Source organism: Deltaproteobacteria bacterium, from assembly GCA_017302835.1.
GTDB lineage: Bacteria > Bdellovibrionota > Bdellovibrionia > Bdellovibrionales > Bdellovibrionaceae > UBA2316.
The window spans coordinates 13565-35422 of record JAFLCC010000005.1; the positions used below are offsets into that span (position 1 = coordinate 13565).

Sequence of the window (21858 nt, forward strand, 5' to 3'; positions counted from 1 at the left end):
TTTTGAAATGAGTCAAAGGAAAGTAGATTGGAAGAATATAAACTTTCCTTTGACCTTGGCACCCATGGTTGGGATCAGCCATGTCGCCTTACGAGAAATTTTGCACATGTATTTGCCACAGGAAGCTCTGACATTGTGGCCGACAGAAATGTTGAATTCAAGAAAGTTACCAAAAGAAAATTTTGAGACGACGCCTGAAACACAAAAATTACCTGAAGAACATTATCTAGTGCCCCAAATTTTGGGAAATGAAGAAAAACCAATATTTGAAAGCATACAAAAGCTTAAAATATGGGGGGCTCATGGAATTGATATCAATATGGGTTGCCCTGTTCAAAAAGCTCTAAAGCATAATTATGGAGTGGCTCTGATGGGTGATAAAAAATATGCTCAATCCGTTGTTAAAATGGCCGTTCAAAGTTCTGATTTACCTGTGTCGGTTAAGTTAAGAGCTGTTGAAAGTGAAAACTCCTTAGAAGATCTTTATTCTTTTGTAAGTGGGTTGGTTGATTCAGGAGCCTCCTGGATTTGCTTGCACCCAAGAACGGCCACACAAAAAAGAAGAGGACATGCAGATTGGGAACAAATTAGATTTTTAAAAAGTAAAATAAGTATTCCCATTATTGGGAATGGCGACGTGCAAACTTGTGAAGATGTCTTAGCTATGAAAAAGGAAACTCATTGTGATTTGGTCATGGCAGGAAGGGCTTTAGCCGCAAGACCCTGGATGTTGTGGCAAGTGGGTGAGTACCTGGGAATGAAAGCCCCTCAAAATAAGTTAATTAATGATCGAAAAAGGGCTCCAAAAACCAAAGAGGAAGAAGGCGCTGAATATGGAAAATGTTTATTATTAATGATAGATCTTGCAGAAAAATATTTTGATTCATATCCAGTTGGTTCTCATTTAGTAAGTGCAAATCTAGCAATGAGAAAAATAGCTTTTTATGTTAGGATCACTAGCCCTTGGCTCGAGTTTGGACATACTCTTGTAAGTCTTGTTTCAAAATCTAAAAACACCCAAGAACTAAGGCAAAGAATCTCACATTTTTTTTCAATGCCCCAATCCATGAATCCAAAAACAGAGCTTAAACAATAGAATTTTCAAAAAGCTCCTTGTATAAGGCTTCTTTAAAAAGTGGATGCTTCAAGGTCTTCATCTTATCAAAAAAAAATTTAAATTGCGAATTTTTTGAGGATATGGATTTTAACCAACCTTTTACCTTGGCCGTTGCATAGTACTCATTAACTTCTTGAGAAGATAGTTCGAAGTAACTTGTAAGTATTTTAATGAGTCTTTGCGGAGAAAGCTCAATTTTGTAGTGAAGCAGATCGTTGTCTGAACAATGGGTTCCAAGGGATCTTTCTTTTAGAAAATGATGTATTTCAGAAAAAAGCATTGGATTGTATATCACTCCTCGACCAATCATAAAATTTTGACAATTAGTTTTTGCATGACATTCAATTAAATTTTTAATTGAAAAAATATCCCCATTGGCAACGAGAGGAGTTTTGGTCCATTCACGTATTTGTGGAAGGTATTCCCAATGGGCTGGTGGGGCATAGCCATTTTTTTTAGTTCGGCAGTGAACCGTAAGCCAGCTAAGTTGAGCTTCATCAATGGCCTGAATAACATCTTTCAATAGTATGGTATCAGTAAAACCTAATCTGATTTTAGCAGAAACTTTAATGTTTTTGGGAATGCGAGTTCTTAAGTGTTTCGTAATATTTCCAATTTGATCTGGGAATTGCAGCAAATACGCTCCACCCTGATTTCTATTTACAGTCTTTGCTGGACAACCAAAATTAAGGTCGATTCCTTTCGCCCCTAATTCAATGGCGCGTTCTGCGTTAACCAGAAGAGCCTCAGGATTGCTTCCAAGTAATTGAATAATAATCGGAGTTTTATTATTTACCCTTGGACCATTTAACTGACACGCACTCCTTGAGGTACTTTCTTTAATAGAGCTTTGAGTTAATGATAATTTCAGTAACTCTGGACAATAACGATAAAAAACCTTTTTAGAGTGGAGCTGGGTAGTGACCCTTATAAATTCGGTCACGCAGTAGTCGATTCCATCAAGCTGACATAGTTTTTCTCTAAATGCTGAGTGGGTAATTCCTTCCATGGGGGCTAAAAATAAATTTATTTTTCCAGATGATTGCAGATCCACAAGTATTCTTTTTCCGTGACAGGTTGAATGCTGAGCCTTTGTCCTTTTTTGATCACTAACATGCTTTGTAAATTTTTTTCTTTTTTGATTTCTTCTAGAGTTAAAGGATGTGAATATTTTTTTACAAATTTAACTTCCACACAAAACCAAATTGGTTTTGTGAGCGTTGCTTTAATATCAAAATATTCAGATTTTTTTTCAAATTGAGTCGGGTCAGCAATAGCCCCACTTGAAACCTTAGCTAGTCCTACAATTCCTGATGGGTTTGCGTTGGAGTGGTAGAATAAAATGATATCGCCTAGGTGCATTTCGCGTATCATAAAATTTCTAGCTTGGTAGTTTCGCACACCCTCCCAAAGTGTGGTTTTGTTTTTCATAAGATCATCGATTGAAAAAACTTCGGGTTCGGTTTTCATAAGCCAGTATTTCATAGGATTATGGGTTTATAATTAGCCCCACCCAAAGTCGAGTTAAATGTTAAAAGTCATACTTTTTCAGACATTTATGGTACCATTTTTTCATGGATCAATTTGTACTTATTATCGAGGATGACGAAAAAATTCAGGAAACGCTATTTAGTGTCTTAAAAAAGATTAATCCAAATCTAAAAGTCAGATTTTTTGATAAATTAGAGTTGTTTTCAAAATGGGTTGGACTGCTTATTAAAGATGGACCTCAGGTTCTCGATCTTGCGGGTAAAAGATGGAAAAATGATCAAATTCCGGAAACTCAAAATCAAGAAAAAAATGTAAATTTGGTCATCGGAAAAAATGAAATTCTGGGAAATCAAATTGTTCCACTATTTAGTAAGACTTTAGAATTGTTTATTAGAAAAAACCTTTGTACGGAAGAAGAAAAAACGTCTTTTGTCATAACAGCTTTTGACAATATCGATTTAAATTTAAAAAACATTGAAGTTAGATTTATTAATAATCTTATATTTAAACCTTTTGATTTATTAATTTTAGAAGAACATTTAAGTTATGCAGTGATTGGAAGAAAAAAGCCGAAGAACCAGAATTTAAAAAATAATAAAATGTCAGCTCAAGTTGAAATGATTAAAGATATTCCTGTACTAGGATTTTCAGATATTGGATTTTTATCCACAAACGATCGACCTCTTGTTGTCGGTGAGATTGGAAAATACTATGGTGAAGAGTTCAAGGTGGGACATTTAAAAAGTACCTTAGCTCGATGTGTGAAAAGTGAGGCGGATCCAGCAAATCCAAATAAATATTTATGTTGGATGGAATATTTTGCAATGGAAAACGAGCAGATTAAAAAAACAAGAAAAGATTTTATCGTTGATTATCCCGTTGGACTCATGAATAAACCAGAAATGTCCTTAAAAATAAATATTCTGTTTTTTAATTCCTATGAAGATAATGACTTGTCGGCGTCCATTAAAAGATTTTATCCAAGCGTAGATATCTTTAGTTATAAGAAATGGGAAGACTTTGAGTTTGATTTTAATCCAGAGAAATCAGAGTTCATTGTAGATAAAGATCTGCCAACAGAGTCTCAAATATCAATTAATCTTGACCCTTCAGGACATTACTTCATTGATTTTGGTGATATTCCCGAGGGCGAAAAAATTTTTGGCGAGACGGTCAATTCACTAAAATCAAAGGATTTTCATCAACTTCTTGAGGCTGATTCAAAGAAGAAATGGTTTGAAATATTTAGAACTCTTAAAATTGTGCCGGATAATGAGCCTGTCTTGGTTATTCAAAATAATAATAAAAAATACATTTTTAAGTTGCTGACATTAAAAAAAGAACTAACAAAAAGTGGTTTGCCTTCCTTGTTTTTGAAATTAGGAAGGTTATCAGCGGCGGAGAAGTCGACGTTTTTAAAATCCATGACTGTGTTAGCTAAGAAAATCGATTTAATTATTGGCTCAGAACTATTCTTTACCAATTGTTCTGAGAAAAAATATTATGAAAAAGAACCAAAAATTTTACTTTCAAAACGTATATTTACTGATGTTGAAGAAAAGGATTGGTCGGAACAAGTAAAGGATATTTTTTACCTCCCGCTGGATAAGGTTTATTTAGCTAAAAAGATATATATTTTATTTTTTGAAATAGCTCAATGGAGACCCAGTCATTTCGTTCAGAAGACTAAAGAAATTCAAACGGCACAACAGGTTCAATTAGATGAGATCTCGGAAGCGGGACTTATTTTTAAATATCATCGTCCTTTATCTGTCGGAAGTTTTCGAAAATTTTATTTATGGACTCCGAATGAAACAGAACTATTAGACTATTTAGCCAATTGTAATTACACGGAAGAGCTAAAAGATCAAAAAGGGATATTCCTTCATCATTTTGTTTTTTTTGGAATGCGAGATATATTTTTAAAAAACATAAGGCTTTGGGTAAGGGAAAATTATATTCAAAACAAATCTAAAGGAGAATAGGTAGGCCTAGTCTCCTTTAGATAGCTCGACCCAGGTGACCCCGTCACCACCATTGTCGTTATTTCCAGCTTTCCACTTGCGGATTAAAACACTTCTGGAAAGGTAAGATCTGATTCCCTTTTTTAAGGCTTCCGTCCCGTGTCCATGAATTATTTTTAGGCGATCCTCTTGGTTTTGAAAAGAACGATCAATTATTGTTTCAAGCTCCTCAATCGCTTCTTCCACTGTTTTTCCACGGAGATCAACAGTTCTGTCTTCGTCAACTAAGGCAACAGAAAAATTTGATGACTTTCTAACAAGGCTTGATGTTGGATTTGTAGGTTTTCCTGGGGGCTTTAAGTCCAACCAGGGAACAAGCAAGCGCATCGAGTTAGACATAACTAAGACCTCCCCCTTTGCGTTTGGTGTACTTTGAATCAATCCATCTTGAGCCAGAACTGAGATATATATTTTTGAGCCAGGAGGGTATTTTTTTGCGAAGTCGTCAGAGCTTTCAATTTTTGTTGTGACTTCGGGAGGCTGATTTTTTACAATTTCAGGTAAATTAAATTTAATTTCTTGAAGCTGTCTGTGTTTGTTTAAAGTTTCTTGAGCTTTAACGTTGGTGATGGCTTCGTCCACTTTTTTACGAGCTGTGCTCAACTCTTTGTGGAGGAGTGTTTCTTTGCTCTTTTCAAAATCTGAAATCATTTTTTCATAATGGTGCTTTAAATTCTGAGCTTCGGTTGTTTGTTTTCTTAGGTGATTTTGTAAGTTAAGAATTTCTTTTTTCAAGGACTCAATTTCTTCTAAACCATTCAATCTGGCTCTGGTAGTTGGCGAGAGGAGTTCAATGGCTCGTTGGACAATATGGTTGTTAATACCAACTCTTTTTGCCATTTGAATAGCTAAGGACTCTCCTGGAATACCAGGAATAAATTTATAAGTGGGCTTCCCAGAAATTTTATCATATTCTAAACTGCCATTAATAACCTTATCTGACTCTTTCCAGCCAGTTTTTAGGGGGCTTAAATGAGAAGTGATAACTGAAAAAATTTGGTTTTGACTATAAGTTTCAATAAAACTTCTGGCTAAAGAGGCGCCCTCTTCTGGATCTGTAGAACCACAAATCTCATCTAGTAAGACTAAATTTTGTGGGCCTTTAATTTTAGAGGCTTTTTCTAAAATTTTTAAATGAGCTGCGAATGTAGAAAGCTCTTCATCGACGCTTTGTGAATCACCTATGCTGGTAATTATTTCATTGAAAAAAGGAATTTTAGATCCTAATTCACAGCAGATGGGAATCCCACATCGGGCCATTTGAGATGCCAGTCCAATTGATTTTAATAAAACAGTTTTTCCCCCAGCATTGGGGCCGGATAAAAGCAAAAGCGATTTTTGAAGTGTCAATTGAACGGTATTTGAAACCACTTGTTTTTTACTTAAGGCTAACAAGGGGTGCTTGAGCTCAATGAGGTGGAATTCATCTTCAGAGAATTCGCAAGCTTGTCCTTTAATTAGAATAGAGAATTGGGCTTGAGCTAGCCGGAAATCCATGTGAGAAAGAATTTCTTTAGTCTTTTCAAATTCGGGTGTTAAGTGAAATAGGTACTTAGAAATTTCTTCCAAAAGCCGTTCAATTTCTTCTCCAATTTCAACTTCGATTTGTCGGAGTCGATTGTTTAAAGGAATAATTTTCTCGGGCTCCATATAGACGGTTTGTTTCGTTTGTGAAGAAGCATGAATCACTCCAGGAACGAAATGTTGCATTCCCGATTTTATAGGCAAGACCATACGTCCTTCTCGAGAAGTAAAGTATTTATCTTGAAGAAAATTTTCCATTTGATGATCTTTGACCAAACGATCCAGAGTGTTTTCAACTTCCTTACGGAGCTTAGTTTTTTCTTGGATAAGGCTATAGAGTTTTTCACTAGCATCGGGCCGAATTTCTCCTTGAGGGGTCATCAAATGATCTATAGCGGATAAGGGTTCTTCAGCTTTCATTATTTCAGATTTTAAAGTAAGGATCCATGGGCTTTGGAGTTCTTTAAGGGCTTCCACCAAGGCAACGGATTCTAAACAAAAATTTCGAATGTCTTTAATTTCTAGAGTTTTTAAAACTCCCTTTTTCTTTAATCTGAGATTCCAAGGATTAAAAAAATCAAGGGATTGCATGAAGGGGCGAACCCCTGTTTTAATGATATTCTGGGCTTCTTCAATTTCAGTAAATGATTGAACCGCCATTTCTGAACCAGTAAAAGGTTGAATCTGTGAGAGATTTAATTTGGCTAATTCGCTAGTGCTGAAGGATTCCATTTTTTCAAGAATTAAATTCCAATCAAGATTTTCTAAATTTTTCATAATATACAGTTAGCAATAAATTCAGCGTAAAGGCAACCAAGATCACTATCCAGAGCCAGCAACCCCACTCTGTATAAAATGTCATGCTTGGATTTGCTAAATACCTAATGGAATGCACTCCGGTCCATTCTTGCAGCCAAGGAGAAAAATTATCAATATCACCATAGGCAGAGATAGCAGTTGAAATTCCGGTGTTTGTAGACCTCACCAAAGGGCGTCTAATTTCGATAGCTCTTGCCAGCGTCATGTACAAATGTTGATAAGGTTCAAAAGGAATTCCAAACCAGGAATCATTGGTGACATTAACTATGACTTCTGCACCTTTTTGGGCTAACTCTCGACTAAAATTTGGATAAAGCCCTTCATAACAAATTTGTCCACCAATGAGAGTGTATTCATTTTTCTTGATGTCCTTGGGGAGCCTAAGAATATGCGGTCCTTGGCCTCTTCCAAAGTTTGAAATAAATGGAAATAGCTTCAGAAGAAAAGGCATTTGATCACTAAAAGGCATGTACTCACCAAAGGCTAAAAGAAAAGTTTTATGGTAGGGCGCGGAAAGTTCTTTACCTTCAGAGTCCAATAAAAAAAGAGCATTAAAAACAGATTTATCTGGATCTTGATTGTTCTCTTCTTTTGAAAAAGCTCCTGTCAACAAAGGTTTGTTATGTTTTGTAAGGAATGAAGCAATTTTCATTTGATTTTTGTGATGTTGAAAAGGCCTATCTAAATATTCAGGTATGGCACTTTCTGGCCATAGAATGAGATCGATATTTCTATTGTTATTTAATTCGGATTCACTCAGTTCGATATACTTGTTCACAATTTCATCACGAAAAAACTTTCCTTTTTCAGCATAGACTTTTTCCAAGTTGCCAATATTAGCTTGGACATTGAGAATATTTAAATTTTTGTCTGTAACTTTCCATCTATCCCCATGAAGCCAACCGGCAATATTTAAACCAAAGAATAGTGTCAGTATCCCCATAGAATAGAGGATTTTCCAGTAGTTGGAATTTTGACTAAACCAAATCAGTCCCAAGAATAAGTGAACTATTAATAAAATTAAGGACAAACCCCAAAAACCGATTAAATCAGCTAATTGATAGATGGGAAGTTTTGCCCAAAGTAAGGTGTAGCCAAGGTGCCAAGGAAAGATTCCGGGCCAAAATATTTCTAAGAGAGAGTGGCCAAAGGATAAAAAAAATAAACTCGCAAGCAAATGAGGTTTAAATTTTTCTTTAAAGAGTGAAAATGACAATGTTAGCAATGGAATATAAAGATGAGCCAGACTACAGAAAGCGAGAAAGGCGAGAAAGGCAAGGGGCCACGGCAATTGGCCGTAGGTTTTAGCTGTATAAATAATCCAGTGAAAACCAATCAAGGTGAGTACAAATTGACAAAGCCATCCAGCGATAAAGGCTTCTTTAAAAGATTTTACTTCAAAAATTAACCCATACCAAAGTGGCAGGTATCCAAAGAATATACCCCACGGAGGTAAGGGAATATAACTTGTGCCAACAATAAATCCACTCATCAAAGCCCATTTATATTTCTTGATAAACGTTAAAAAATTACTCATGATACTAGTATTGAAATAAATTATGAATCAAATAACAACTGAAAACTCAACAATTACCAATTCAAAAGACCAAACAACTTTAAAAATACGTTGTCCTCAGTGTATTTCTTTGTATGAGGTTCATTCCAGTAAAATAAATACCTCTATAGCTGAGTTTGTTTGTCCTAAGTGTCAGAGTCTTTTTGGTTTTAACTATCCACCTTCGAACCCGAGTGCTATTTTGACTTTTTTAATTTCTTTGGATGAACTTGAATTGAAGAAAAGTTGTCCCAAATGTCATCATTTTCAAAGTGAAAAAAATCTTAGTTGTGAGTCTTGTGGTGTCGTTATTGAAAATTATTTGTTAATTCAAAATGAAAACTACCCCAAAGTTCCCGTAGAATTAATTAAACAATGGCAGCAGATCTTCCTAGATTTTGAAAGCAAGCCGACCCATGAAACCTTTATAAGAAAATGCATTTCAAGGGGTAAAATAGATTATGCCTTATTTAAATACAAGGAACTTTCTAAAACGATGAATGACCCCAAACTCTACGAATTTTGGAGTGAGTATATCCGGTCGATGACTAAAGTTTCAAAGACGGAGATAAATATCAATAGAATGAAATCCGGTTTTTTTGATTTTAATCCTGCCAAAATAAAATCGATAGTGTTTTTTTTGTTCATCCTGATTGGAAGTTCAATGATCTTATTGGGCTTATTTAATTTTAATTATAGAAATAGTATTGGCGGAGGGATCGCATTATTAATTTTGACATTTGGATTTACTGTTTTTCGCCAACACGATTAAATTTAGGCTTAGGATTCACAGCATCTAATAAACTTTTTCCAAAGGCAGTGACCTCACTTGTAGCGGTTGGGCTTTTGTTTTCTTTCTGTCCTGGAACAAAGCTATCATTAGCTGTGCCTCTGGTAATAACACCATTGGCAGCCACTCCAGAGTCAAGGATTGTGAGCGCTTTAAATAAATTTAGAGCCCTTGAAGTTCTTGTCTTTTGTGCCAAAGAAGTAAAGGGATCCCCTGTGGACACAATATACTTTTTTACTTCATCAAATTTAAAATCAGATTTATTTGCCATAACTAAAATGGCGGCACCTGTGACAAAAGCAGTGGCTTGGGAAGTTCCAGTCATAAATCCGTAATTGTTGCCAGGTAAGGTTGAAATAATATTTTGTCCAGGAGCAGCCAAGTCGACAGTTTCAGTTCCATAATTACTGGAAGCAAGAACTTCCTTATTTGGATCTAAAGCTGTGACGCTAATGATATTAGACAATTTATAATCGGCTGGAAAATAATGGTGTTGATCTGAATTCGATCTTTCGTTTCCAGCTGCCGCTACAAATAGAATACCTTTTTTTTCTGCTTCTTTGATTGAATCAAATTCATCCTGTGAAAAATCGGTTCCTCCTCCAGAATAATTTATAATTTGAGCTCCCATCTTTACGGCATATTTAATACTATTGATGGTATTTTTAAGATTGTCTGTATTGGCAACTTTGGGGTCATAATACTTAAGAATCATTAATGTGGAGCTGGGAGCTATCCCACTAATTCCTTTTTTATTTTCAGCAATGGCTCCAATAATTCCTGCTATATGTGTTCCGTGACCATGATTATCTGCTAAATTGTTATTGTTAGAAACAAAATTCCATCCATGAACATCATCTATATAGCCATTGTTATCATCATCAATTCCGTTATTAGCTTTATTCAGTCCTTTGCTATCGAAGCCAGTTTCTCCTGGGTTAACCCAAATATTTTCGCTTAAATCTTCGTGATCTATATCTATTCCTGTATCAATGATTGCGGTGATCTTACTTTTATCCCCACGAGTGACTTTCCAGGCTCTTGCTGCATCTGAATTTTTTAATCCCCAGGCTTGCTTGATTGCTGGGTCATTAAAAAGAGCACTGGGCTCATTTTCTACCTTATCTGTTTTTGAAATAACTTCCGATTTCTCAAACTCACGAACTTCCTTGACATTTTTTTTGGCAGCAGAAGCCCTTGTTTGATTTGCAGAAAGACGATCCGTGTAGTTTGAGGGATCCGTATCGCTATCTAACTTAATAAAAAAGGCTAGGGCAGCCATCACAAAAATAAAAAAACTACCAAGAATGAGCGTTGTTTTGATTGGCTGCATTGTGAATGACCTCCACAAGAACTATCGGGTTTTTTCACAATTAGTTAATAACTTTAGGGTATTGAAATCTCATAATTTCTGTATCAGAATGAGAAGCATGACTAAATATTTTAAAACATCTATATTATTTTCAATTATTGGACTGTTGTTGTCCGCTGCAGTTGGGTACTCTATTGGGGGAGTTCAGGGACTTGTGCAAACTGCATTTATCGCTTCTGTCCTGGCCATTTTGGAGGTCTCTCTCTCTTTTGACAATGCCATTGTAAATGCTATTATTCTTAAAAAAATGACTCCTCTTTGGCGCCACCGGTTTCTAACTTGGGGAATTATTATCGCCGTCTTTGGCATGCGACTTGTTTTTCCTATTGCCATTGTTTCCATTATGGCAAAAATCGATCCCATCAGTGCCTTGAATTTAGCATTGTTTAAGCCAAATGAGTATGCGACCTTAATGCTTTCTGCCCATCTTGAGATCTCGGCTTTTGGTGGTTCATTTTTGCTTTTAGTTGGGTTGAAATATTTTTACGATGAAAATAAAAATGAACACTGGATCAAAGTCTTAGAGAAACCCTTATCATTGATGGGTCGATTTGAGGCTATAGAAATAGCCATAACGTTAACGGCACTCATGTTCATCATAAATTTTCTTCCAGAACCTGAAAGAATGCGGTTCCTACAGGCTGGAATTTTAGGAATTATTGTTTATGTCTTAGTCGATGGATTGGGTGAATGGCTAGAGTATTCTGGTCAACAGAAAAAAGATATTCATAGGGCCAGTGCCGGGATGTTTCTTTACCTTGAAGTACTTGATGCCTCTTTTAGCTTTGATGGTGTTATTGGCGCCTTTGCCATTACTCATCATCTGTTAATTATTATGATAGGTCTAAGTATTGGCGCTTTTTTCGTTAGAAGTTTAACCATTTATTTTGTAGAAAAAGAAACTCTTAAGAAGTTTGCCTATCTAGAGCATGGAGCTTTTTATGCTATTTTATCTTTGGCGTCTATTATGTTGGTAGACCCTTTTCTTCATATTCCAGAATGGATAACAGGTCTATTAGGAGCAATCATTATAGTGATCGCATTTATTTGGAGTATGAGATAGAGTCCAAAACTGTTTTTTATTTTGTCATTTTATATCATTCCTTTATAATCAAACGGAGTGTTAAAATTTGCTATACCTAGGGAAGAGGGTTTTTCATGATAAAAACAAATAAAAATATCTTTTTTGTAATGATATTCTTTATTTTGACAATGATTTCACTTTTCGTGAAGGCTCAAGATGTTGATGTGGAAGGTAAACAAGATCAGGAACAAGAGGTTAACTTGGTTAATGAATTTAAGAAAGCCACTTATTTCGAGCCAGGTGGTGGGGTGCTCTTTCCGAATCAAGTTTTTGATTATGATTTAACCATAGATAATGGCTTAACTTTGAAAGTAGGAAATACCCTCATAAACAACAAGACCCTTTTTTTTGATGTGAATAAAGTGAACCAAATGCATCCTTCATTAAAACAATTAAATAGTAAAGAGTTAGGGTTTGCCTTAGCGTGGCCAGAGGGTCTTTTTCGAGAACCAATGATTGAACTTATTGGAAAAAATGGAGAGTTAATTTGGAAAAAACAATTAACTTCAGCGGAAATTCTCAAGTGGAAAGAAACCGCTAAATCCTGGAAAGAAAAAGCCCAAAAGAATTCAATTAGCGAGGAATCAGAAAAATATCCATTTAGTGCTAATTATATGCTGATAGATGAGTCCTCATTTAATCAAGCTCAAAAAAAACTAAATCAACCCTTTAGAATTTGTCTATCTGAAAAAGTTAAAAAAGCCTCGTCAAAGTTTTGTTCGGCTCGTGCTATTATTAAAAATAATCATTTAGTATTTTCAAAACTTCAAATTAAGACTAGGGTTCTTTTAAAAAATGAAGAGGCTATTGTTAAAAATGAAGTAAAAGTGACTGCGGGAGCTCCCTTAAGCTTTTATGCTGATTTAAAGGGGGGAGAGAGTTATGAATTTGTTTCAGGTCCTAGCAGTCTGAATTTGATGGATGTTGTTCATGTAGATAATTCAAGAATTAAAGTTATTGGGTTTGGTAAAAAACCAATTGCTAAAGTCACCCTGTTAAAAAAAGAAGAATCCTCGTACTTTATCAAGCTGATTGGTTTTGAATCAACAATTAAAGAGGAGCGTGAGTTTTGGCAAGTTTTTTTACCACTTGATAAAGCTGAATTGTTTTTTCCAGGAACAGGCGGTGGAGTTTTCAAACAACTTATCAACACGGCGGAAATTCCGAAATCAAAATCAAGAGTTTTTTTGAGTGATGCGACCCCCAACTCCACGTATAGTTCCAAAGTAAATCTCAAAGGAAAAAAACTTAAAGATTCCGTTGTGGCATCAAAAGAGCATGCTGTGGAGCCTTCAAAGAATAGTCCCACAGATATTGTTTGGAATTTTAAGGCTGAAAAAAAGGGCGAATTAAATAAAAGTTATTTAACGGTGCAATATCAAGGAAGGAGCTACCCTGCATTCTATGAGTTATATCGAGCCTATGCCAATGAACTATCTGCTAGATTTACGGGAGTATTGACAAAAGAAGGGCAAGTGATACTTGGTGAGATGCTCTATAGCCGTTGGTTTGAAGCTCTTTTTGGAGAAAACTCATTTTCATTTCAGAGGTGGGGATTTGCAGGAAAATATTTTAATTCAGTTAATAAATTAAAGGTGACAGATACTTCCAGTGAGTCCTTGTCGGTAATGACTCTCGATTTGAAGTACCGCTTTAATCCTGGGGTTTGGACACGAGACGAAACGACGGGATTAATGTTGTCCTATCAAAATATTAGTTTTGGAACATTTAAGTCGCCGATGTTAGGTGGGGGATGGTTTTGGGCACGATCCATGCCCAGGGTGTTCGACAACATCATTAACTTTATACCTTTTATGCGTTATCCAAAATGGGTGGATATGGAAGTGATTTACTATTTTAACTCTCTGAATTCTAATATCACCCTCAACTCACCTTTAAGTGTCAACTTTCATGGCCAAATCCTATGGAGTAAAAGCATTTTTGGAGAGGCTGGATTCGGCCTTAAACGGTATGCCTTCCTTGATAAAGAAATAAATCAAAAAGCAGAATTAAATACTTTTTATGGAACCGTAGGACTGGGAATTAAGTTCTAAGTAAATTGGGTTAATTTTTTTTGAAGGTCCTTTAGAAGTTTCTTGATCTCTAACATTCGAGTGTCATCGGGGTTGGGCTTTCCATCATATTTTTTAGCGACATCATTCCAAAAAGAAAGAGCCTTGGACATGTCTTTTTGAATATGGGTCCATTTTTCTTCTGAACTTGAAATTTCAAGAAGTAATTTTGGTTTTGATTTCACTTTTTTTGCTTTTTTAAGAGTTTTTTTCAATGGTTCTTTCAAGGTAACTGCATCCTGTATGATAGCTTGTAAAATAAAAATTAAATAGTATCTAAATCCAACAAAAAAACAACATTTTGACAAGAAAATATTTGATAATAATTATTATTCCTATAAGTTTAGTTTTTTTAGTCAATCATCAAAAGGGGGTTTTATATGTCTCAAGAAATTATATACACTATGAAAGGTGTTTCTAAAGTTTATCCCCCTAATAGATATGTTTTAAAAAATATCTATTTATCTTATTTTTATGGCGCTAAAATTGGGGTTTTGGGCCTGAACGGCTCAGGAAAATCAACATTGCTTAAAATAATGGCCGGAGTTGATAAAGATTTTTTGGGAGAAGCCTTTCCTGCTAAAAAAATGCGAGTAGGTTACTTAGAGCAGGAACCTAAATTAGACGAGAAGTTAACAGTTAAGGAAAATATTTTTTCAGGAATGGGCGAGCTGCCAAAAATCATGAAAGATTATAATGAAATTTCTGAAAAATTTAATGATCCTGATTTAGATCCTGATCTTATGAATGACCTCATCGAGAAGCAAGGGCAGCTTCAGGAAAAAATAGAATCCCTGGGCGGCTGGGAAGTGGATCAAAAAATTGAATTAGCTATGGATGCGCTTAGGTGTCCAGATGGAGAATCCGCTGTGGTTCATTTATCAGGTGGGGAAAAAAGAAGGGTGGCTCTTTGTCGCTTGCTGATGAGTGAGCCTGATATTCTTCTTTTAGATGAGCCTACCAATCATTTAGATGCAGAAAGCGTTGCTTGGCTTGAACAATACCTACATCAATTTCCTGGAACAGTGATAGCGGTGACCCATGATAGGTATTTTTTAGACAATGTAGCTGGATGGATTCTTGAGCTGGATCGAGGTGAAGGCATTCCCTTTAAAGGAAACTATAGTTCTTGGCTTGAACAGAAAGAAAAAAGATCTCTTCAAGAGCAAAAAGATCAAAATAGAAGACAAAAAACTTTAGAGAAAGAATTAGAATGGGTTCGCATGAATCCTAAGGCGCGCCAGGCAAAATCAAAGGCCAGACTTTCTTCCTATGAGAATTTACTTAAAGAAGCGACGCCAGATAAAATTTCGGAAATGCAAATTTATATTCCGCCAGGACCACGACTGGGTGAAATCGTTATTGAAGCTAAAGATGTAAGGAAAGCTTTTGGATCAAAAATACTATTCGATAATGTGAATTTCACTATTCCAAGAGGCTCTATTGTCGGTGTTATTGGACCCAATGGGGTAGGAAAATCTACTCTGTTTAAAATGATCATCGGCGCTGAGAAGCCAGACTCAGGCCTCTTTAAAGTGGGTGAAACCGTAAAGATGTCCTATGTTGACCAAACAAGAGAGACGCTTGATCCGAACAAATCTGTGTGGGAAGAGATTTCTGGGGGAAATGACCTTATTAAATTGGGAATTCGAGAGGTTAATTCCAGAGCCTATGTTTCCTGGTTTAATTTTTCAGGTTCGGATCAAGAGAAAAAAGTGGGAACCTTATCGGGAGGGGAACGAAACCGTGTTAATATGGCTAAGATTCTCAAGCAGGGAGCCAACTTGCTCCTCCTAGATGAGCCTACAAATGATCTCGATGTCAATACGATGAGAGCTTTAGAAGATGCTTTGCTCGATTTTGGAGGATCTGCCGTAATCATTTCCCATGACCGCTGGTTTTTAGACAGAATTTGTACTCATATTATTGCCTTTGAAGGGGACTCTCAAGTGAGCTGTTTTAACGGGAACTTTACAGAGTATGAAGAAGATCGAAAGAAAAAACTCGGAGACATAACTCCGCACAGAGTCCGTTTTAGATCCATTTAATAGGAGTAACCCCTGTACATAGGCGGAAACTCGGTTAATAGGAATTGGTATCATTACTTGTTTTGTTAAATACGAGTTTTTTTGTTAAATACGAGTTTAAGATTTTCATAATGTGTTTTCAGATTGATAAAATCCTGATTAGTTCCTAAGGAATGGTCAGGATGCATTTTAAAGCATAATTTTTTAAATGATTTTTTAAGTTCTTCTATAGAAAAATCTTCTAACAAAAACTCACTATGCCTTTTAAAAAATGAAAAGGATTCTTTTTGCTTTTCTGACAATTGATGAGCCGGCCCTTGGGCGCGGACTTTGATCTTTCTTTGCCCTGGCAAGCCCTTAAAATAAGGATTACTGTTCTTTGTTTTGAGGAAAAAGGTTCCTTTATTTAAAGTGGAATAACTTTGTCTGAGATTGATTTGATTTAATTCAAAATGGGTCTGATTGACACTACAGATCCCTTCTTTACGCTGTTCAAAATCTTTAAGTCGGGACGATTTTAAGTTTATTTCCTTTAAAACTTCAGCAAAAGTCTTACTGTTCATACAAAGGGAATCGGTATATTTATCCTTTTTTAAAGGCCAGATTAAGTGTTTTTCAAAGAAAATGAAAAAGAGTTCATTTTTTTTTGGACAAATAAGAATTGTTTGTTCACACTGTGTTCATACGTCATATAACAAATTTAACGAAAGGACTATGACAATGGCAAAGAAAGCAACAAAAGCTACTGTAAAAAAAGCAGTAAAAGCGACTAAGAAAGCGGCTCCTAAGGCGACTAAGAAAGCGGCGGCTCCTAAAGCAACAGCGAAGGCAGCAGCTCCTAAGGCGACTAAGAAAGCAGCGGCTCCTAAAGCAAAAAGAAAACCAAATCCAGCATTATTACAGAAGTTAACTCCAAGTGAGGCTTTAGCTGCAGTTGTTGGTGCTTCTCCACTTCCAAGATCTCAAGCTTTAAAAAAAGTATGGGATTATATTAAAAAGAATAATTTACAAGATTCTGTTAATAGAAGAAAAATCAACTCTGATGATAAATTAAAAACATTATTTGGTAAACCTTCAGTAGGAATGCTTGAAATCGGTGGAATTTTAGCTAAACACTTGAAATAAGCTTAAGATAGATAATAAGGGGTGTCGGCGATGCCCACCCTGACTTCAGTAGTTTTTATTTCAATATAACCCAAAACCACACTGGTTTTGGGTTTTTTTATAAGGAAATGATTTGTGGGTAACTCACCGTTAAGTTTAGAAGAAATAAAAAAAATGAAAAAGGTCTGCAGGATGGCTGCCGAGACCTTGATTTACGTTGAAAGGTTTGTAAAACCGGGAGTGAGTCTGAATGAATTAGATAAAATTGTCTATGATTTTACTTTATCCCAAAACGCAGTCCCTGCAACACTAGGCTATCACGGTTATCCAAAATCCATTTGTACCAGCATAAATCAAGTTGTTTGCCATGGGGTTCCTAACGACTATCTTCTCAAAGAGGGTGATATTGTCAATATCGATGTGACCACTAAATTTGATGGATTTTTTGGAGACACGTCGAAGACTTTTGCCGTCGGAAAAATTTCAGAAGAAGCGCAACGACTTGTTCAGACAGCTAAAGAAGCCATGGAAGTTGGAATTAAAGCGATCACCCCCTATGGAACCACCGGTGATATTGGTTTTGAAATAAATAAATTTGTGACTCGAAAAGGCTATTCTACGGTTAAGGAAATAGGGGGACATGGAATTGGTAGAAAATTTCATCAAGAACCATTTGTTGCTTCTATTGGGAAAAAAGGCAAAGGAGAAAAGCTTGTTCCAAATTATTGTTTGACAGTTGAGCCTATGATCAACGAAGGTACTGATGAAATTAGTGAATACCCCATTCCTGGCTCTTCGCATAGTCAATACGAGACCAAAGATGGAAAATTATCTGCTCAGTTTGAGCATACCGTTTTAATCACTGATTCAGGATACGAAGTTTTAACTTTACCTTAAATATATAAAGGAGATAAAATGACTCTCACTTCAACAGGAAAAAATATGAAGAATGTTAAAAATATAAAAAATATAAAAAATATTAAAAATGTTGGTAAGACAGATTATCGAGTCTGTCAGCTAGCTATGGAAAACCCCGCTCATTTTGAAAAAATGGCGAAATGGGGCCGAGAAGAAATCAATATTGCGGAAACAGAAATGCCAGGGCTTATGGCTTTACGTAAAGAATATGGCAAGCAACAACCATTAAAGGGTGCTCTTATAACTGGATCACTTCATATGACAATTCAAACAGCCGTTTTGATTGAAACTTTAATTTGCTTGGGAGCTAAAGTGAGATGGTCCTCCTGTAATATATTTTCGACTCAGGATCATGCCGCCGTAGCCATGGCGGCCGCAGGGGTACCCGTTTATGCTTGGAAGGGCGAAACAGAAGAAGAGTACAACTGGTGTATTGAAAAAACAATTGAGGGTTGGGGGAGCGAAGGCTTTAACATGATCTTGGATGATGGCGGTGACCTAACCAATATGATGCATGATTCAAAATATGCCAAGCTACTTAAGAAGGTCATTGGAGTTTCTGAAGAGACAACTACGGGAGTTCATAATTTAGAAAAAATGTTGCTTCTTGGTAAATTAAAAATCCCAGCGATCAATGTAAATGACTCCGTTACAAAGTCTAAATTTGACAACCTCTATGGGTGCCGTGAGTCCCTTGCTGATGGTATTAAAAGAGCTACAGATACCATGGTCGCTGGAAAAACAGTAGTCGTTGCAGGATTTGGAGATGTTGGAAAAGGGAGCGCACATTCTCTACGAGGTTTTGGAGCGAGAGTATTGGTCACAGAGATCGATCCCATCTGTGCTCTCCAGGCAGCAATGGAGGGCTTTGAAGTAACAACCATGGATGAAGCCGTTAAAGAAGCCAATATTTTTGTAACAGCAACGGGTTGTTGTGATATCATTACGGAAAAACATTTCACCAATATGAAAAATAATTCCATCGTTTGCAATATTGGTCATTTTGATATTGAAATTGATATGGCTTGGTTAAATAAAAACTCTCAAATGAGAGAAGTTAAACCCCAAGTAGACATTCATACACTCAAGAACGGTAAACAAATTATTATATTAGCTAAAGGCAGACTTGTAAATCTTGGCTGTGCTTCTGGACATCCAAGTTTTGTTATGAGCAACTCCTTTACAAATCAGGTACTGGCACAAATGGAACTGTTTGGAAATCGTGACAAGTACCAAGAAGTTGGGGTCTATCGATTGCCCAAACATCTTGATGAAAAGGTAGCCGCTTTGCATTTAGATAAACTAGGAGTTAAGTTAACAAAACTTTCTGGAAAACAATCTAAATATTTAGGTATGTCTATCGAAGGCCCTTACAAACCTGATCACTATAGATACTAAAACCAAGTCCAGGGGGTTACGGCCTCAACTCTTCGTTCTCGTCGATCGGAACTCTGCCTGCGACTAGGCTTTGCCAAGCCTCAGTCGCTAAATATTGGGATTAATGAAGCCCATATAAAATTTTAATTCTCCAATGCTTTCCCTGATATCATCAAGGGCACGGTGTTGGTTTTTCTTTTTATATTCTTTACGAAATTTATTCACAAACATGATTTTCCATGAAGACACATCTAACATGCGGTAATGAAGTCTTGAGGAAAAGTCTTTAAAATATTTATCAATAAATAATCTGTCTTGAGCTATCGAGTTTCCTGCAATAATAGGTTTATCCTTGGGGTCCGGAAAAAACTGAGTAATCAAATTCGCTAATTCCTTTTCGACAATTTTTGGTTCTTTTCCAAATGGGATTTTCTGAATAAGTCCACTCTCCTTATGATGGGATTTATTCCACTCGTCCATATTATCAATATAACTCTGTGGTTGTTTGACAACAGATTCATAAGTTGAAATTTCTTTAAAATTATAGTCCGTAATGACAGCAGCAACCTCGATGATAACTTCTTTGTTAATATCAAGACCTGTCATTTCCATATCAAGCCAATATAAAAGGGACATACTTAGTCTTTCTTTTTAGAGGATGAAATGGCATACTCAGTTTTAAATTTGTCCGCCGCCTCTTGAACTGCTTTTTTGACAGCGACTTGATCTAAAGTTTTTCCATCCTCCGAGGTGAGAGTCATAGAGCCAATATCTACATGACAAATTTTAACTCCTGGAGTTTTACAGACCATAGAACTGATGGCTTTTTTACATGCCCCACAATGCATTCCAGAAAGTTCATATTGATAGGTTTCAGCCAGACTAAAAGCATTGATTAAAAGAAATAAGCATAAAATTTTCATAAGTCTACCCTTCTTGAATCTCTTAAAATACCTATCAAAGAAATGATTATAAGACTAGTTATTTTAGTCAACTCATCAATAGTTAGACACATCTCAATTTGAGACCTTCATTTAAAGTCCATTATAAAGAATAGGTCTTAAGAAATGTGGATTGGTTCTTGAATTCTAAAATTGCATGATGGATAAAAAACAAGAACCACTTTTAAATCTAAATAAAGAGGGTTTGATTAGCATTATAAAGAATATCTGGATTAAATGCTTCTTGGTGTTTACATTTTTCGTCCCAGCGGTAAACTCCCAGGGCTATTTTCCATCCGAATTACCAAATAATCAGTATAATTCAGCTTCGCCTTCGAGCTCAGGAATTCCAGCCATGTCAACTTATCAAGTGGGTCTACCTAATCGAAATCATTTCGTTGATGGTGTGATGGTAGATCAAAATATATCTTTATATTTTAAAGCCCTAAATGAGTTGAGATTAAGAACAAATAGCGGTGAATTGCTGTCATTACCAAAAGATACGGTATTTGAAATGAATCTTCCCATGGATGAACTTTTAAGGAAATACCAAGGTAGGCAAGATGAAATAATGGTTGATCGTTCAATCAGAGAAATACTTTCCAATTTGCCCACAAAGGATTTCTTTGAAAAGAAATCAAATAAAATTAAGATTAAAGATTCTTCGGATAAGGAAATAGAAGGAAAGGAGGTTGAGGCCACCTTTAAAACAAGGGATGTTGAAAATCTTAAGTTACAGGAAATTGATGCGATACCTTTAGGCCTTAAATCAGATACTTCCAGACAAGATACTGAAGGACATGGTTTGCCATCAACTAACTGTAAAAATTGCTCTGGATCCAAAGGTGGAACGTCCATTCAAGATAGTAACTTAGAAATACAAAAGTGGTTTGCTCCACAACAAATTAATGCCCTTTTTGAAAATCCACAAGATGGTTTTTTAAATGATTATAAAAGAAAAATGGACAACGCTATAAGGATAGCCATAAGGATAGCAATGAAAAATACAAAGGGAAGAGTCGGTGCTGAGTTTTCATTATTAAAATGTTATAAGTACGTCAAAGAAGCTTTGTTTGAAGCAGGGGTGACTAATCCGAAATTAAGTGGAGGCTATGCAAAGGATGCATCTGCTGAGTTGGAGAAACAACACTTTGTTAATCTATTAGATCCTAGTCAATTAAAAGGTACTTATCTAGAAAATAAAAATTTAAGCCAATTAATAACAAACCCTGATTTAGCTCCCAAAAGAGCTATTCTGGTTTACGAACCTACGGATCCTGACCGAAAGGTTCGAAGGTGCAAAACGAATTCGGAAACTAAAAGAAAAAGATGTTATTGGGATCAGGATGCAGGACACATTGAAATAAAAACAGCTGAATCTGGAAAGGGTGGTTATGTGAGTGACTATTATAGTGAAAAGTCACGAACTGGCGATTCAATGATTAACAAGAATCGAAAATTAGTTGGTATCTATTATAAAATTGATTAACTCATTAATATAAATCATGGATATAGATGAATTCATGTCAAATTAGACAATCAAAGTATTTGGCTGTGATGTGAAGCTTATCAATCTAATTATTAATGGGCGCACTTCTGAAATTCCCTGTAAAAGCCCGTCATCAGTCGAGTTAGCTAACGAA

At 35.9% G+C, this 21858-nt stretch carries 19 protein-coding genes; 10 read left to right on the top strand and 9 right to left on the bottom strand.

Annotation, left to right across the window (positions count from 1 at the left end; genetic code table 11):
- The first annotated feature begins 7 nt into the window (after positions 1-7).
- Entirely contained in the window at positions 8-1096 is a 1089-nt protein-coding gene (locus tag J0M15_06690; protein MBN8536722.1) for a tRNA-dihydrouridine synthase family protein, read from the top strand.
- Here the strand turns inward: J0M15_06690 and J0M15_06695 are convergent.
- Both J0M15_06695 and J0M15_06700 read right to left on the bottom strand, forming a co-directional pair.
- Positions 1086-2171: a tRNA-dihydrouridine synthase family protein gene (locus tag J0M15_06695; GenBank protein MBN8536723.1), complete on the bottom strand. Its 1086-nt coding sequence runs from the start codon at positions 2169-2171 to the stop codon at positions 1086-1088. The genes J0M15_06690 and J0M15_06695 overlap by 11 nt on opposite strands.
- Positions 2144-2602, bottom strand: a complete 459-nt coding sequence (locus tag J0M15_06700; protein MBN8536724.1) for an EVE domain-containing protein — start codon at positions 2600-2602, stop codon at positions 2144-2146. The genes J0M15_06695 and J0M15_06700 overlap by 28 nt, the downstream gene beginning before the upstream one ends.
- 89 nt (positions 2603-2691) lie before the next feature.
- Here J0M15_06700 and J0M15_06705 point away from each other — a divergent pair, with 89 nt between their 5' ends.
- Positions 2692-4593, top strand: a complete 1902-nt coding sequence (locus J0M15_06705) for a hypothetical protein (GenBank protein MBN8536725.1) — start codon at positions 2692-2694, stop codon at positions 4591-4593.
- A gap of 6 nt (positions 4594-4599) precedes the next feature.
- Here J0M15_06705 and J0M15_06710 read toward each other — a convergent pair whose 3' ends face one another.
- Together J0M15_06710 and lnt are read right to left on the bottom strand one after the other, a co-directional pair.
- Positions 4600-6933, bottom strand: coding sequence for a Smr/MutS family protein (locus J0M15_06710; GenBank protein ID MBN8536726.1), 2334 nt, complete (start codon positions 6931-6933; stop codon positions 4600-4602).
- Positions 6911-8467 (bottom strand): apolipoprotein N-acyltransferase, encoded by a 1557-nt coding sequence (lnt, locus tag J0M15_06715; protein MBN8536727.1) that lies wholly within the window; start codon positions 8465-8467, stop codon positions 6911-6913. Before lnt ends, J0M15_06710 begins: the two co-directional genes overlap by 23 nt.
- Before the next feature lie 67 nt (positions 8468-8534).
- Here lnt and J0M15_06720 point away from each other — a divergent pair, with 67 nt between their 5' ends.
- Positions 8535-9302, top strand: a complete 768-nt coding sequence (locus J0M15_06720; GenBank protein ID MBN8536728.1) for a hypothetical protein — start codon at positions 8535-8537, stop codon at positions 9300-9302.
- Here the strand turns inward: J0M15_06720 and J0M15_06725 are convergent.
- Positions 9277-10602, bottom strand: coding sequence for a S8 family serine peptidase (locus J0M15_06725; protein MBN8536729.1), 1326 nt, complete (start codon positions 10600-10602; stop codon positions 9277-9279). The two genes, J0M15_06720 and J0M15_06725, sit on opposite strands and share 26 nt — an antisense overlap.
- A 139-nt stretch (positions 10603-10741) precedes the next feature.
- On the opposite strand from J0M15_06725, the gene J0M15_06730 reads away from it, so the two are divergent.
- Together J0M15_06730 and J0M15_06735 are read left to right on the top strand one after the other, a co-directional pair.
- Positions 10742-11755, top strand: coding sequence for a DUF475 domain-containing protein (locus J0M15_06730; GenBank protein ID MBN8536730.1), 1014 nt, complete (start codon positions 10742-10744; stop codon positions 11753-11755).
- 95 nt (positions 11756-11850) lie between these two features.
- Entirely contained in the window at positions 11851-13830 is a 1980-nt protein-coding gene (locus J0M15_06735) for a hypothetical protein (protein MBN8536731.1), read from the top strand.
- Here J0M15_06735 and J0M15_06740 read toward each other — a convergent pair.
- Positions 13827-14075 (bottom strand): hypothetical protein, encoded by a 249-nt coding sequence (locus J0M15_06740; protein ID MBN8536732.1) that lies wholly within the window; start codon positions 14073-14075, stop codon positions 13827-13829. The two genes, J0M15_06735 and J0M15_06740, sit on opposite strands and share 4 nt — an antisense overlap.
- A 153-nt stretch (positions 14076-14228) precedes the next feature.
- Between J0M15_06740 and ettA the strand changes: the two genes are divergently transcribed.
- The gene (gene ettA, locus J0M15_06745) at positions 14229-15896 is read left to right on the top strand and encodes an energy-dependent translational throttle protein EttA (protein MBN8536733.1); all 1668 of its coding nucleotides are present in this window, start codon (positions 14229-14231) and stop codon (positions 15894-15896) included.
- A 65-nt stretch (positions 15897-15961) separates the two neighbouring features.
- Here the strand turns inward: ettA and J0M15_06750 are convergent, their stop codons facing one another.
- Positions 15962-16438: a hypothetical protein gene (locus J0M15_06750; GenBank protein ID MBN8536734.1), complete on the bottom strand. Its 477-nt coding sequence runs from the start codon at positions 16436-16438 to the stop codon at positions 15962-15964.
- A 151-nt stretch (positions 16439-16589) separates the two neighbouring features.
- Between J0M15_06750 and J0M15_06755 the strand changes: the two genes are divergently transcribed.
- The 3 genes from J0M15_06755 to J0M15_06765 all read left to right on the top strand — a co-directional run bounded on the left by J0M15_06755 (position 16590) and on the right by J0M15_06765 (position 19295).
- Positions 16590-17000: a hypothetical protein gene (locus J0M15_06755; protein MBN8536735.1), complete on the top strand. Its 411-nt coding sequence runs from the start codon at positions 16590-16592 to the stop codon at positions 16998-17000.
- A gap of 114 nt (positions 17001-17114) precedes the next feature.
- The gene (map, locus tag J0M15_06760) at positions 17115-17876 is read left to right on the top strand and encodes a type I methionyl aminopeptidase (GenBank protein MBN8536736.1); all 762 of its coding nucleotides are present in this window, start codon (positions 17115-17117) and stop codon (positions 17874-17876) included.
- Positions 17877-17894: 18 nt separating this feature from the next.
- A complete protein-coding gene (locus J0M15_06765) occupies positions 17895-19295 on the top strand; it encodes an adenosylhomocysteinase (protein MBN8536737.1) in 1401 nt (466 codons plus the stop codon).
- An 87-nt stretch (positions 19296-19382) separates the two neighbouring features.
- On the opposite strand, the gene orn is transcribed toward J0M15_06765, so the two are convergent.
- On the bottom strand, positions 19383-19910 hold the full coding sequence (gene orn / locus J0M15_06770) for an oligoribonuclease (protein MBN8536738.1): 528 nt from the start codon (positions 19908-19910) through the stop codon (positions 19383-19385).
- Between the two features lie 2 nt (positions 19911-19912).
- Entirely contained in the window at positions 19913-20197 is a 285-nt protein-coding gene (locus J0M15_06775; protein MBN8536739.1) for a cation transporter, read from the bottom strand.
- 178 nt (positions 20198-20375) lie between these two features.
- Here J0M15_06775 and J0M15_06780 point away from each other — a divergent pair, with 178 nt between their 5' ends.
- Positions 20376-21704, top strand: coding sequence for a hypothetical protein (locus J0M15_06780; protein MBN8536740.1), 1329 nt, complete (start codon positions 20376-20378; stop codon positions 21702-21704).
- The last annotated feature ends 154 nt before the right edge of the window (positions 21705-21858 follow it).